The organism is Lewinellaceae bacterium (genome assembly GCA_020636135.1).
Lineage (GTDB): Bacteria > Bacteroidota > Bacteroidia > Chitinophagales > Saprospiraceae > JAGQXC01.
Genome location: JACJYK010000002.1, coordinates 897,097 through 911,397, shown reverse-complemented (window position 1 = coordinate 911,397; position 14,301 = coordinate 897,097). Strand labels below are relative to the sequence as shown.

Here is a 14,301-nt window from a genome sequence, read left to right as displayed (position 1 = left end):
GTACAACAGCGTGTAACATGAAATAGCGGGCTTTAGATGGCCTTTGGATAAATCTGACCAACTTAGAAAAACATTACGTGTTACCGACTAACGGCTTCAAGCCCACTACTTCGGCTACACTTGAACGTTATGCACAATGCTGCTAGACAGTGACTGTGTTTCGAACATTGGCACTTTTGCTTGCCGCGCATTCCGCGCGACACCAAAGCAAGCACCTTTCCCGAAAAGGATACACCAATCTGCCCGACGAAAAATGTGACAATGAACCAGGGTTTAACAATCAGGTGTACCATTACATGTGGGGCACCACGGAATTTAATGTTACCGGAACTCTGAAAGACTTTGACAGATCTGAAGACCTCAATCAAATATCAGAACCTATACTTTTTGTAACCGGTGAGTATGATGAAGCCAGGCCTGAAACAATGTATGAGTTCCAAAAGCTATCAAATAATGCTCGTGTAGAAATTATTGAAGGTGCAGCTCATATGACCATGATAGACCAGCCACAACAATTAGCCAAGGTGATTTCGGAGTTTTTGAATAAAGTTGAGAATTAATCGTAAGCGCCAGCAGATAAATTCACTGCTCTGCGGACAGATTATTTCCAGGAGATGAATTAAGTCTGATATGACATTTGACATCGGAGTTTATAAAATAAGGGTTAAGATGTCCAGTCACCAACAATAGCTATTTGCCCTGGCCGGGTTACGTGTTTACCCATTGATTGGTTTTCAAAATGCGTTTGTTCACGTTTGCGTGACAAGGGGGTGAAAGAAGGAGACCTTCAAAAATAATTTAGACACACCTGCTCCACTGTAATTTAAAATAGCCGATCTTTATTTACAAACCTCGTATCATGAAGGACCGATTCATTTTAATCTACGTCGCAATAATGCTGCTGCTGCCGTTTACATCATCTGCCCAACTATCCCTGGGATTGAAGGGTGGTGTAAACATTACCAGTGTTACCACCGATGATGGCTACAAAACCGGTGGCGTTAAAAATACCTTTGGCGGCCACGCCGCTGTTATGCTGGAAATCGAAGGCCGAAACCATTGGGCGTTGCAACCCGAGATCAACTGGTTGCAAAAGGGTTACCTGTTTGACAATGGCACGATTATGACACGCTGGATATTCAATGAACTGGATTTGCATTTACTGGCTAAATATAAATTCAACCTGGGAACTGTAAAAAGCTATTTGAATGCCGGCCCAACAATTGGAAAGGTCATAAATGGTTTTAAGAAACCTTCGAACGGCGATAAGATTACTTTAGATATTGATAAGGACCAGATCAATGCCTGGGATTATGGGATTGCTGCAGGTACCGGATTTGGTTTAAGTGTGGGTAAAGGGATTTTGTTTGTGGACGGTCGCTATATGCTTAGTCTTAATGACATTTTTACCGAGGCTGCCAATAAAGGGAAATTTCATAAAGTAGGATTTGATTATACGCTGGGTTATTTTTTCCCCTTGAATTAGTCAGAGCAAGCCTGGGAAAAAATGGAATGAGTGGTTCAATTTGACGGCAACATATTACATTATTTTTTATTTGGCCGGGACTAGGCTGTTCCTAAAATTATATCCATTACTAAAATGCATTTCGACCCAAATAATAAGGTAGTTAAACTCTGTGCTCAGGGTATGGACATGGAAGGAAAAGGCAACCATGAAGAAGCAAGCAGGCTTTTCCTCCAGGCATGGAACGAAGCATCCAACGACTTTGAAAAATTTATTGCTGCACATTATGTCGCCCGGCATCAGGAAAACGTAAATGACAAATTGAAATGGGACGAGACAGCTTTACAGTTGGCTCTAAGAATGGATAACGATACGGTTGAAGGGACTTTTCCTTCATTATATTTAAACATTGCTAAATGTTATGAAGACCTGAACGACTTTGAGAACGCGATAAAGAACTATGACCTGGCACAATCATTTATATCCTGCTTGCCGGATAATGGATTTGGAAATATGGTGAAAGGTGGTATAAAGAATGGCATAGAAAGAATAAATAAATATTTTGCAACAGGACTACATCAAAACCAGGAGAATAAATAATGACCTCCGGATGTTCGGTCTTCTGTGTTTCATACTTTAACTAAGCGTTGAAACCAACAACAATTTTCCCTGGGGTGTTTGCAACAGCCTGCAATCCCTACCGGTATTTACACCCGATCTTCATACGGTAACGGTCGTAAAGCTAATTTAGCCGGGTCACCTTTTTGAGATCCCACTATTAACCTGTAATAAGAAATGGACAAAACCTGTGTTCTTATATGGTTGGAAAGTTTAACTTTAAACTGGAACAAGATCATCAAAGTACGGGGCACAACAGCGGCTATAACTGATACCGGATATGGATCCGGATTCAACAGAGGAAAATATACACAGCTGATACTTTCAAGACAGTTTACCGCCGCTGCTCAAAGCATTTACCATTGCGTGCCGTCCAAATAAAACAAAATGTATATTCGTACCATACTCGTTCTAAGTATATTAAGTGGATTTTCCTTGAAAGGCCAGGTGAATCTCGACTCACTCTACTCTATTTGGCAAGACCAATCCCAATCGGATTCTTTGCGTGTAAAAGCTTATTCCGACTATATCTGGGACGGTTATCTTTATTCGCAACCGGATTCGGCATTTGCGCTGGCCGAAGAATTGGTAGCGTTCGGGCTCAAAAAACATTACGCCAGAGCACAATTTGCAGGATATACGCTTCAGGGCGTATCATGGGTTAACCGAAGTGATTATCAGAAAACACTTGACTATTACATTCGGGCCTTGAATGTCGCCAAACGAATGGGCCATCCTAATGTCCTTGCTATTGCTCATAACAACGTTGGCAGTATTTATCACAACCAGGGGGATTATACCCAGGCTCTGGACCATTATATTAAAAGCCTGGAGTACAATGATCCGAAGCGGACAGGTCCCACCCTGAATAATATCGGGACCATCTATATGAACCAGAGGAATTACTCAAAAGCCCTGGAATATTGCATCAGAAGTCTGGAACTCAACCGCCAAAAAGGTGATCAGGGGGCCGTGGCGGCCACGCTAACCAAAATGGGAGCCATTTACCGGGAACTGGAAGATTACTCCAACTCCCTGGACTATTACGCCCAAAGTCTTGAGATCTTCAAACAGCTTGATCATAAAACAGGAATTGCGGACACTTACAACAGTCTTGGATTATTGTACCAGAGGCAGGGCGAATATACCAAAGCACTGGACTACCACGAAAAAGGCCTAACCTTTTACGAACAACTTGGGGATAAGAATGGAATAGCTCTCTCCGCAAATAATATCGGGGAGATCTATTTAAAGCAAAAAGACTACAACAAAGCGCTTGCGTATTGCCAGCGCGGTTATGACATATCCGCCAGCTTTCACTCTTTGGTAAGGAAGCGGGCGAGTTGTTCCTGTTTATACGATACGCACAAAGCCCTGGGCAATGGCGACAAAGCACTTCTTTATCTTGAGCAATTGAATGCGGTGGAGGACAGCCTGAATACCCAGGAAACAGCCAAGAAACTTCAGCAAATGGAGTTTCAGGCCGAAGCTCGCACCATACAGGAAGCCCACGAAAAAGAAGTGCGTCAGAAAGAGAAGACAAAAAATATAAGCATCATAATCGGCGGATTTTTCTTGCTTTTAGCAGGCGCATTTTACATCCGATGGCGATATGTACGAAAATCAAAGGCATCCATACAAATCGAAAAAGAACGTTCAGAAAACCTGCTACTGAACATTCTCCCCGAAGAAATAGCCCGCGAACTCAAGGAAAAAGGCAAAGCGGATGCACGGGATTTCGAAATGGTCAGTATTCTCTTCACGGATTTTAAAGATTTTACAGAACAGGGCTCCAGGCTCAGTGCAGCCGAACTGGTGAATGAAATCAACTATTGTTTTGAGGCTTTCGATGCGATCGTTGAAAAATACGGAATTGAAAAAATCAAAACCATTGGCGATGCCTACATGGCGGCTGGTGGACTCCCGGTTCCTTCCGACGATTCCGTTAAAAAAACGGTTTTGGCTGCACTGGAAATGCAGGAATTCATCAGCAAACGCAAATCCGAAACAGATGCCGGGAGTAACCATGCATTTGACATGCGGGCAGGCATACACACCGGTCCGGTGGTGGCCGGCATCGTAGGTGTCAAGAAGTTTCAATACGACATCTGGGGAGATACCGTTAATACAGCCAGCCGGGTAGAATCCTCAGGACAAGCCGGTCTGGTGAACATCAGTCAAACGACCTTTGAATTACTGAAAGACGACCCGGATTTCACCTTTCAAAGCCGTGGTAAAATTGAAACCAAAGGGAAAGGTGAAATGGAAATGTATTTTGTTTCAAAAGCCCGTGTCTAAAGATTAATAAATGCGGCCAGCACAATTATCTTGCTGGATAGCCACCATAAAACCTAAGAATATCCGGCCATCAATTGATCATCCAATTAGAAACGACCACCATTGAGGGAGAACCAATCATCCGCACACTAACCTGGCAGCGGGATTCAAAATAAGAGCCACCAATTCACCCCTGCCCTGCCCACACCGGAGCTAATACAACCGGTAGCTATGAATCAATAGAGGATAGTAAAGTACCTTGGCCCGGCAGGGAGCATTGAACTAACCGTTCTCCCGGGATAAGCGAATGGTAAGTACTGGCACCCCTGCCCTACTCCCCAGAAAATTTGAGAAATTTCTGACCAAACATTTGAGCAACCACATAATTGCACATATATTTGCAACTACTTGGTAGCAATTAATTAGCATATGGAAACCAGGCGAGATGTTTTTCAGGCCATAGCCGACCCGACCAGAAGAGCGATAATACTATTGGTTGCGGCACAGTCCATGACGCCTAATGCCATTGCAGAAGAATTTCAAACAAGCCGGCAGGCGGTATCAAAGCATATCCAAATCCTCACAGAATGTCATTTGTTAAGGCAGGAACAGAAGGGAAGAGAGATTTATTATCACATCAATCCCGGCAAAATGGAAGAGATAGACCTATGGCTGGAAGAATTCAAAAGAATTTGGGAAACCAAGTTCAACCAGTTGGATAATTTATTGACCACCATCACAAAACAAACCAAATGAGCAACCTGAAATTTGACTTCAGCGTAGATAAGTCAGCGAAAACGGTCTACATCACCAGGGAATTTGATGCAGGACTGGATTTGGTTTGGGATGCTTTTACCCGGGCTGAAATGCTTGACCAGTGGGTAGCACCAGCCCCATTCAAAGCCAGAACCAAATACATGAATTTTATCGTTGGCGGGAAAAGATTTTATGCGATGGTAAGTCCCGAAGGACAAGAGGGTTGGATCATTCAGGAATACAGATCCATTACACCAAAGACCAATTTCAAATTATACAATGCCTTCGCCGATAAAGATGAAAACCCCGCCCCTACCGGCTCTGAATGGGATTATACATTCAGTGAAACAGATGGTATAACAACCGTACAGATCACCATTTACAATGAATCACTTGAGCGATTGGAGAAGATGATTGAAATGGGCTTCGCTGAAGGCTATAAAGCATCCATTGGCAATTTGGAAAATCTATTGGCGCAGAAAAGAAAAATCCAATAACATCCGAGGTCAAATCCATAATCCTGACTCCTAATAAATCCTCACATGAAAAGAGTAGTTGAACTATCCAATACGATCAAATCGGCCGTGAAGATTGCCGTACTTTTAACTGCAGTAATACCATTAATCGGGCAACAAATCACGCCTGCCAGCAGCGGATACGCTCCTGTACAAGGCACTCAGATTTATTACGAAGTGTATGGAGAAGGCTTCCCAATCCTATTATTGCACGGAGCATTTTACACCATAGAATTAAACTGGGCGGAATTAATACCTGAACTTTCAAAATCCAGGAAAGTCATTGCCATTGAATTTCAGGGACACGGCCACTCACCCTATTCTGACCGGAAAATGGACATCGAAACAATGGCAAAGGATGTGGAGGAGGTTATGGATTACCTGAAAATTGACAGCGCAGATGTCACCGGGTATAGTATGGGTGGCTCAGTTGCTTATCAGTTTGCGGTGCAAAGTCCTGAGCGGCTCAGAAGACTGGTCATCATTTCATCGACTTACAAAACCGCGGGTTGGCTGCCCATAGTAAACGGAGCATTTGAAGATTTTAAGCCCGAATTTTTTGATAACACACCATTGCAAACCGCGTACGATGCCGTGGCGCCTGATAAATCCATGTGGAGGAAGTTTATCGAGAAAATGATCGTTTTTGCCGAAGCACCATTCAATATCGGGGATTCCAATATTGCTGCAATCACTTCACCCGTATTGATCATATGCGGTGATAATGATGGGCTTGATAAAGTAGAACTGATGAAAACTTATCAATTGCTCGGTGGTGGGAAAACGGCAGATATAGAACCTATGCCAAAATCACAGCTTGCCATTATTCCTTCACAGGGACACGTCGGGGTGATGATGCAAACGAAAACAATTGCAACATACATGAATAATTTCTTAGAGTAACGTCCCCCTCTCTGTTCCTGACAACCATCAGCAAAGGTGGTCTTTTAACCCTCAGATTAATGCAACAAAGGACAAAAACCCGACAAACCAGATATTTCTTAGAGAGATCCGGCTCACATCATTACTTTTAACGTACGGGTACATGTATAACCAACCCTTAACCAACTATGAAGTTGTTTAGACAAATAAGGGAAAATCTTCTTGCTGAAGGAAGAAGGGCAAAATATCTGAAGTACGCATTTGGAGAAATCCTTCTGGTGGTCATTGGAATTTTAATTGCTTTACAGGTCAACAACTGGAACAATGCACGGACGGATAGAAAAAGGGAAATCAAATATTTAAGTAATATCATACTAGACTTAAAAAAAGACATAGCAAGTTTGGACTACCTGATTGCGTTCAGAAATGGAAGGTTAATAAGCGACCAGGAGCTTATACAGCAAATCAACGAGCCGCCAATTAAAGAATTAACTGCTGTCACGAAGAATGTTGTTAATTCATTAATGGAAGAAAGATTTTCTCCGAACAATAGTACCTTTAATGAATTGGAGAGTTCCGGGAATCTTAGCCTGATATCAAATGATTCCATCAAAGTGTACCTTCTGGAGTTGAATGAAATTTATAAAATGAACGAATTTGGCATTGCTCATGAAGAATTTGATTACCGCGAGTATATTTCAAGACCACTTGCCAGTTACATAAAACTGGATAAAATGTATCCCATTTTTACCGGTGAAAAAACTGCGGAAGAACAAAATATCACCGCTAAGGATTTTAATGGTCTTTTTAAAAGTCAGGAATATCAAAATGGACTCGTGATTTTAGCTTCAATGCATAATGCCTTTATTTCAGCTTATGAAAGCATAAAATCCAAATCCAACCGCGTAATTGAAATGATTGAAAAGGATATTGAAACGTAACGGGAAACGATTAAAGGGGATATGTATAGTTCAGGCAAAACCTGTCACTCCATATAGACAAACTGATACCAACCAAATAAAAATCATACCGCATGTCTAAATACATGATTGCAGCATTATTGATACTTACAGGTATTAATCAGATCAGATCACAGGATCCGGAACAAATTGTTATCGGCACAAAACATATGATCAGGTCTCATATCCTGAATGAAGACAGGGAATATTGGGTCAGCCTTCCGGATTCATATTCTAACAAGACATCAGCCTATAAAAGCTATCCGGTGCTTATCGTACTGGATGGAAATCTGCATTTCAAGGCTATCACCGGAATGGTAAATTACATGAGTTCTGATGTTTACAGGAACTGGAAAATCCCGGAGATGATTGTGGTTGCCATTCAAAATGTCGATCGGAGAAGAGACTTCACTCCGGACAAAATCATCACCGTTAGAGCAAATAATTCCGGCGGAGGAGATCGTTTTCTGAGTTTTCTGGAAGAGGAACTCTTACCAGAGTTGGATAAGGAATTCAGAACTACACCCTATCATATCCTTTTTGGACATTCTTTAGGCGGTTTACTGGCGACTCATGCCTACATGAAAGAAGAGACTCTTTTTAATTCATTTATTGCCGTTGATCCAAGTTTCGGAACATGGGATTCAGAAACCATGGACAATAAACTGGATTCACTGACTGAGCAATCATTTGAAAGGTTCATTTACATAGCCACTGCAAACTGGGGTAAAAGGAATATCCGAAATCGTGACCGGCACATAAGATTATTTGAATCCCTGAATAGTAAATGCAGTGGTGAACTACCGGCAAAACTGGAATATTTCGATCAGGAAAGCCATAGCTCGGTCCCGGTCATTGCTTTTCACAATGGCATTTCAGCCATTTTTGAAGGTTATGGTATTTCCTATCGCGATGTAGAAAACAAAGAGCAACTAACCCAGCATTTTCAGGAACTTTCAGACCGGCTATCATGGGATTTTCCGCCTCCCGAGCATCTGGTAAACCAACTAGGCTACCGGATGCTACAAAGTGGAGATAACCACGACAAATCAAGGGCATTGGAATTCTTTACCCTGAATGTCGAGAATTACCCCAAATCACCCAACTCTTATGACAGCCTGGGAGAAGCCTATGAATTAATCGGTGATTCTCAAAAAGCAATTGATAATTATAAAAAATCACTTGAGCTCAATCCTGATAATGAACATGCCATGATGAAAATAGAAGAATTAGAAGAGCGGAACTAATTACGAAGGGTTACGTTCGTAATACCACATACGGCAAACGTTATCCTATGAAATTATTTAGAAGGATTAGAGAAAATCTGCTTTCAGAAGGGAAAACGGTAAAATATCTGAACTATGCTTAGAGAGAAATTTTTCTTGTGGTAATCGGCATAGTGATTACGCTTGCCATAAACAACTGGAATACTAAAAAAATAATGAAATAGACTCCCTGAATCTGGAATTCAAACAAAGGGGCCGGTTTTCAGATGTTGAAAATGAGGATCTGATCAAAATGATTGAACCTGCCATCCAATAAATAATAAATGCAAAACTCAGAGTTTAGTCCAACGCGATCAACCGGAAGAACATCGTAAATTTGATACAAGATCAATATACCAGATCCATCTGCAATCTTCTTTTCGTCCAAAAGAAGACGGCAAACTAATTTAAAGGTGAATTCACAGCCGAAAATTCACGCTCGTGTACTTTGCCTTCCTTATTTGATGCGATTGCGTTTTCTTTGTTTTATCTATGAACAGATCATTACATAGAACGAACAACAAAGCTATTTCACTTTATTGGATATGCCAGCTTACCGGATGGGGAATTGTATCCCTCTATTGGGCATATACTGTGTATACCAGGGACAACTATGGGTTATTCTTCACATTGCTTAATTATGTCCTGGATATAGCCATTGGGGTTTCTCTCACTCATCTGTACCGATATGTAGCCAAAAGATTAAACTGGAACGCACTTAATCTTGGCAGTTTAGCGGTCAGAATCATTCCGTCCATAATATTATTAGCTGTTGCGTTCATGCTTCTTGCCAACCTGAAATGGCATTATTACTGGACCATAATCGGAAACAAGGATTTTTTATTAGGGCAGTCTCTGATAACCTGGGATCCGGTTTTAATTACCGGTTTACGCTTAATGGCTATCTGGATTTTAGCCTATCATCTGTATCATTATCATCTGAACAGTCTGGAAACAACCAGGCAAAATGCAGAACTCCTGGTGGTTGCCAAGCAGGCCCAGCTTGATAATCTGGCGACACAATTAAATCCTCATTTCTTATTTAATTCCCTCAACTCCATCAAGTCACTGATCATTGAAAATCCCAAAATGGCGAGAAGGGCTGTGGATCTATTGTCCGACATACTGCGCACCTCCCTCTATGAAAAGGATGCTCCATTTATCACCATCAAAGAAGAGCTCATACTGGTAAAGGATTACATCGAACTTGAAAAGATACGCTTTGAAGAGCGTCTGAATGTATCAATTGACATGGATCCAGAGTTGGAAAACTGCCTTATCCTACCATTAAGCATCCAGCTTTTGGTGGAGAATGGTATAAAACATGGGATTGACAAGCGCGTCGATGGAGGCCGATTAACGCTGTCCATCGCTCATAAAGGTGCGTCCATCGAAATCATCGTCCAAAATCCAGGAAAGATCTTCACCTATAATTCGGAAGCAGGTATCGGGCTTAAAAACTTAACAAAAAGATTGGATCTCCATTATCCTGGCCAAGCCAGCTTCGAATTACTAAATACTGCTAACGACCAGGTGAGAGCCATATTAATCATACCAATTCGAAAAAACAATGAACACCTATAAAACCATAATTATCGATGATGAACGGCTTGCCCGGGAAGAAGTGAAAAGGGCACTGTCAAACTATCCCGAATATATCATAGCCGGTGAGGCTGCAAACGTCTATGATGCCGTCGCACTGATAGAAAAAGAACAGCCTGATTTGATATTCCTGGATATTCAAATGCCCGAAAAATCAGGCTTCGATCTCCTGGAAGAGCTTACCGTAGTACCGAAAGTGGTATTCACCACTGCATACAATCAATACGCTGTAAAAGCATTTGAGGTCAATGCGTTGGACTACCTGGTCAAACCTCTGCGGGACGAGCGTTTTGCCGTTACCATTGAAAAGGTGAAGGCCGAGTTTGTAAAAATTGAAGCAATAAAAAAACCGTTGCCCATGCATTATAAGATATTCATAAAAGATGGGGAACAGTGTTATTTCGTTCCGTTGAAAGAGATCCGGCTCATCCAGTCGATGGACAATTATGTGCGATTTTTCTTTGGTAGTGACAAGGCTATGATCAAAAGATCGCTGAATCAGATCGAAGAAAAGCTGGACCCCAATGTATTCTTCAGAATTAATCGCAGCCAGATCATCAATACGGAATACATCGAACGAATAACACCCGGGTTCAAACAAAAACTGAACATTGAATTAAAAACCGGCGAATCACTTGAGGTGTCCAGTCGTCAATCGGCCCGATTCAAAAACTGGAATAGCCTGTAAGCATTTCCGAATTAAGATCAGTGTAAAATATTTAGAAAAACAACCATCTGCTCTGCCAGAAAGGCCAATTGCATTGAACTGCAGCCAGGGTAATCAATATCAAACTATGAAAAAGTTACTCCATCTTTTGATCATGACAACCATTAGCATAACCGCGATAGGTCAAACCATAATATTTGAAAAAGCCGAGTTGTCAGACAGCTCAGCACTGGACCTAGCCATGAAAAACCTGGCTGAGGCTTACATAAATTATACTGCTTCGAAAAATATACCCGTGGAGCCAAATGACCGCTTCCGGATTGAACTATTGGCAGGGGATTTTCAGGCTTCCATTGAAACGATTAAAGCCTTACGGGAAACATCAAATTTTGGAGGAAGTCATCCGGTTTTAATGCAATATGAGCTGTACTCTAAAGCCAAAATTGAACAGGTGAATTCAGGGGATAACTTCAGCGATGCCTATCGATCTGTTATCAGAAATTACATCCTTAGTTGTGATGATGTAAAAGCGTCCAGTATCCTAGTCAGTTTCACTACCTACGATGCAGTAAGGCAATTCACCACCTCATTTCAATCCAAATACATCCATGCACCGACCGGTGCCCTGTCTCCGGATGAGGCACTGAACCTCTTAAGGGCATACTTTCTTTACCACATTTATTCCTCTACCGAACCCATCCTATTCGAAGAAACAGAGCGCGATGAAAATAGCCGATACCTCATCCGGGAGGAAGTCATAACCTCTGCCAAGGACGGAGCTGAAATCTCTGTCATTACGGTCAGGAAAAGAAATACGACACCCTTACCTGCCATTCTTATTTTTACCATCTACGCGGATATCTCCAATAAAAACCAGGCCATGCTGGCCGCCTCGAAAGGCTATGCTGGTGTTATTGCCACCTCCCGTGGCAAACGGCAAAGTCATGACCCCATTGAACCTTATAAATACGAGCACAAAGATGTTTATGCCGTCATAGACTGGATAAGCCAACAACCCTGGAACAACGGCAAAGTGGGTATGTATGGCGGGAGTTATAACGGGTTTACGCAATGGGCATCGCTTAAGGAAAAAGTACATCCTGCATTAAAAACCATTGTCCCATCGGTGTCCGCAGCCCCCGGCCTGGATGTTCCCATGGAGAATAATATTTTTTACAATTTCCCCTATAAATGGATCCCCTATGTTACGAATAATAAATTCCTCGACAATGAGGCAAACAACGATAGGGACCGTTGGAATCATCTCCAAAATACCTGGTTTATTTCCGGCAGGCCCTACAATAAAATGGATTCCATTGATGGTACACCTAATCCTGTATTCCAGGAATGGATAAGTCATCCCGGTTATGATGGTTTCTGGCAGCAGATGATACCTTACCAGGATGAGTTCGCGCATATCGACATTCCCATCCTTACCACCACCGGATATTATGATGACGGTCAGCGCGGCGCGATGTATTACTATACAGAACATTTAAAACACAACCCCAGCGCAGAACACTATTTACTAATCGGGCCTTACGACCACTGGGGAGCTCAATCTGTACCCAGCGCGAATTTACGTGGCTATGAAATTGACCCGGTCGCTGCCATCAATATTCGCGATGGGCTGGTGTTTGAATGGTTCGATTATATCCTGAAAGGGAAGGAAAAACCAAGCATACTAAAGGATAAAGTAAATTTTGAGGTGATGGGCGAAAATAAATGGCTGCATGCACCCTCTTTAAAAGAAATGGGTAATGACTCACTGGCCTTTTACTTAAGTAACACAAAAGTTGGCGAAACCTACCAACTGTCGACCCGTGAGAACAAAGAACAGGATCCTTTAAATCTCACCATAGACTTTGCAGACAGATCAACATCCAACAACGCCGATTATTATCCCTGGCCAATTATTACGGACAGCATTAATCTGAATGACGGACTGGTGTTTAAAACGATTCCATTTGAAAAGGAAGTCATCATCAATGGCTCCTTTTCAGGTTCACTGCTGGTCACCGCAAACAAAAAAGATTTTGACTTTTCGATTAATCTGTATGAATTAACCCCGGAAGGTAAATACTTCCATTTGAGCTACTACATCGGCCGGGCAAGTTATTCTAAAAGCAGAGAGATAAGAGAGCTGATCACACCGGGTGTAGAAACGACTATTGCATTTAATAACACCAGAATTATCAGTAAAAAAATAGCAAAAGGCAGTCAGCTGGTTGCGATTATCAATGGCAATAAAAATCCCTATGCCCAAATCAATTATGGCTCTGGCAAGGATGTAAGCACAGAATCCATAGACGATTCAAAAACACCCTTGTCATTAAACTTCAGTCCTGGAAGCAAATTATTCATTCCGATATGGCGTGAGGATCAATAGCTATATGCCCTATAAATGCATTCAACTTCCCCGTTTATATCATTTAATCAAAAGACCATCACTTATGACAAACCGAGTAACATTACCATTGACATTACTTTTATTGTTTACCTTCTGTACCACTTCAACAACCAACGAACCAACATTACATGATTATCACGTTGGAGAAAAATGGGTTTGGAGCTGGAAACGAACGGTAGAAGGAGAAGTTCGTGCTGAAGGAGTAGACATACAGGAGGTAGTAGATTACCATGGATCATTAGGATTTTGGAATGGCGTTGATACCAGCCTGATTTCGACTACTTTAAACCAGGAGCAGAGTAGTACGCCCTTTCGCGATTGGCCTTTATATGTAGGTAAAAAGTGGAAATATGTATCAGAATGGGAAAACAGTGAAGGTACCCAAGGGAAAACCAGTCAGGATGTCGAGGTTGTTGCATTTGAAGATCTGGAGGTTATCGCCGGAAAATTCAAGGCTTACAAAATAGAGTACAAGGGAATTGTAACCAATTCCAGAGGTTTTAGAGGTGAGATGTCTGATACGTGGTGGTACTCTCCCGAATTAAAAAATTATATCAGGCACGTCAATGCCGATGGCTATGGTATTTATACCAATGAATTGACCAACTATACAAGCGCCCGGTAGTAAAACCCAAATCATGCAACAGACCCTTTCATTTAGAATAAATTAAGAATTCAAGTGACTGTAAATCAGGATATTCTTATTGGATTGCATTAGAAATGTGGTATAAGAATTTAATTCAATTTTCATCGCTTAAATTAGGAACTCAAAATTTTAAAATAATTCGATATTTAAGACTTTAAAGTATTCTGCTACTGTACATTTCTGCTTCATTATCAAGCATTTCACTTTGTCGCCATAGCTTGCTATGACTCCTCAGCGAA

General features: G+C 41.7%; 13 protein-coding genes. All 13 read left to right on the top strand.

The window, feature by feature from the left end; translation table 11 throughout:
• The first annotated feature begins 155 nt into the window (after positions 1 to 155).
• The 13 genes from H6570_18960 to H6570_18900 all read left to right on the top strand — a co-directional run bounded on the left by H6570_18960 (position 156) and on the right by H6570_18900 (position 14,041).
• Positions 156 to 560, top strand: a complete 405-nt coding sequence (locus tag H6570_18960; GenBank protein ID MCB9321367.1) for a hypothetical protein — start codon at positions 156 to 158, stop codon at positions 558 to 560.
• A 299-nt stretch (positions 561 to 859) separates the two neighbouring features.
• A complete protein-coding gene (locus H6570_18955) occupies positions 860 to 1,486 on the top strand; it encodes a PorT family protein (protein MCB9321366.1) in 627 nt (208 codons plus the stop codon).
• A gap of 114 nt (positions 1,487 to 1,600) precedes the next feature.
• Entirely contained in the window at positions 1,601 to 2,065 is a 465-nt protein-coding gene (locus H6570_18950; protein ID MCB9321365.1) for an rRNA adenine methyltransferase, read from the top strand.
• 519 nt (positions 2,066 to 2,584) lie between these two features.
• A complete protein-coding gene (locus H6570_18945) occupies positions 2,585 to 4,381 on the top strand; it encodes a tetratricopeptide repeat protein (GenBank protein MCB9321364.1) in 1,797 nt (598 codons plus the stop codon).
• 408 nt (positions 4,382 to 4,789) lie between these two features.
• Positions 4,790 to 5,116 carry a winged helix-turn-helix transcriptional regulator gene (locus H6570_18940; protein ID MCB9321363.1) on the top strand — a complete coding sequence of 109 codons (327 nt, stop codon included), beginning with the start codon at positions 4,790 to 4,792 and terminating at the stop codon, positions 5,114 to 5,116.
• Positions 5,113 to 5,613 carry an SRPBCC domain-containing protein gene (locus H6570_18935; protein ID MCB9321362.1) on the top strand — a complete coding sequence of 167 codons (501 nt, stop codon included), beginning with the start codon at positions 5,113 to 5,115 and terminating at the stop codon, positions 5,611 to 5,613. Before H6570_18940 ends, H6570_18935 begins: the two co-directional genes overlap by 4 nt.
• A gap of 45 nt (positions 5,614 to 5,658) precedes the next feature.
• A complete protein-coding gene (locus H6570_18930) occupies positions 5,659 to 6,534 on the top strand; it encodes an alpha/beta hydrolase (protein MCB9321361.1) in 876 nt (291 codons plus the stop codon).
• A gap of 167 nt (positions 6,535 to 6,701) precedes the next feature.
• Positions 6,702 to 7,454 carry a hypothetical protein gene (locus H6570_18925; GenBank protein MCB9321360.1) on the top strand — a complete coding sequence of 251 codons (753 nt, stop codon included), beginning with the start codon at positions 6,702 to 6,704 and terminating at the stop codon, positions 7,452 to 7,454.
• A 92-nt stretch (positions 7,455 to 7,546) separates the two neighbouring features.
• On the top strand, positions 7,547 to 8,719 hold the full coding sequence (locus H6570_18920; GenBank protein MCB9321359.1) for a hypothetical protein: 1,173 nt from the start codon (positions 7,547 to 7,549) through the stop codon (positions 8,717 to 8,719).
• Positions 8,720 to 9,229: 510 nt separating this feature from the next.
• Positions 9,230 to 10,321, top strand: a complete 1,092-nt coding sequence (locus H6570_18915) for a histidine kinase (GenBank protein MCB9321358.1) — start codon at positions 9,230 to 9,232, stop codon at positions 10,319 to 10,321.
• Positions 10,308 to 11,027 carry a response regulator transcription factor gene (locus H6570_18910; protein MCB9321357.1) on the top strand — a complete coding sequence of 240 codons (720 nt, stop codon included), beginning with the start codon at positions 10,308 to 10,310 and terminating at the stop codon, positions 11,025 to 11,027. The genes H6570_18915 and H6570_18910 overlap by 14 nt, the downstream gene beginning before the upstream one ends.
• Positions 11,028 to 11,418: 391 nt before the next feature.
• The gene (locus H6570_18905) at positions 11,419 to 13,395 is read left to right on the top strand and encodes a CocE/NonD family hydrolase (GenBank protein ID MCB9321356.1); all 1,977 of its coding nucleotides are present in this window, start codon (positions 11,419 to 11,421) and stop codon (positions 13,393 to 13,395) included.
• Positions 13,396 to 13,459: 64 nt separating this feature from the next.
• Complete coding sequence (locus H6570_18900) at positions 13,460 to 14,041, top strand: hypothetical protein (protein ID MCB9321355.1); 582 nt, start codon at positions 13,460 to 13,462, stop codon at positions 14,039 to 14,041.
• Positions 14,042 to 14,301 lie beyond the last annotated feature (260 nt).

Coding starts and splice junctions, on each gene's coding strand:
- H6570_18955 (MCB9321366.1), top strand. CDS start 860: ATGAAGGACCGATTCATTTTAATCTACGTCGCAATAATGCTGCTGCTG.
- H6570_18950 (MCB9321365.1), top strand. CDS start 1,601: ATGCATTTCGACCCAAATAATAAGGTAGTTAAACTCTGTGCTCAGGGT.
- H6570_18940 (MCB9321363.1), top strand. CDS start 4,790: ATGGAAACCAGGCGAGATGTTTTTCAGGCCATAGCCGACCCGACCAGA.
- H6570_18935 (MCB9321362.1), top strand. CDS start 5,113: ATGAGCAACCTGAAATTTGACTTCAGCGTAGATAAGTCAGCGAAAACG.
- H6570_18930 (MCB9321361.1), top strand. CDS start 5,659: ATGAAAAGAGTAGTTGAACTATCCAATACGATCAAATCGGCCGTGAAG.
- H6570_18925 (MCB9321360.1), top strand. CDS start 6,702: ATGAAGTTGTTTAGACAAATAAGGGAAAATCTTCTTGCTGAAGGAAGA.
- H6570_18920 (MCB9321359.1), top strand. CDS start 7,547: ATGTCTAAATACATGATTGCAGCATTATTGATACTTACAGGTATTAAT.
- H6570_18915 (MCB9321358.1), top strand. CDS start 9,230: ATGAACAGATCATTACATAGAACGAACAACAAAGCTATTTCACTTTAT.
- H6570_18910 (MCB9321357.1), top strand. CDS start 10,308: ATGAACACCTATAAAACCATAATTATCGATGATGAACGGCTTGCCCGG.
- H6570_18905 (MCB9321356.1), top strand. CDS start 11,419: ATGCAATATGAGCTGTACTCTAAAGCCAAAATTGAACAGGTGAATTCA.
- H6570_18900 (MCB9321355.1), top strand. CDS start 13,460: ATGACAAACCGAGTAACATTACCATTGACATTACTTTTATTGTTTACC.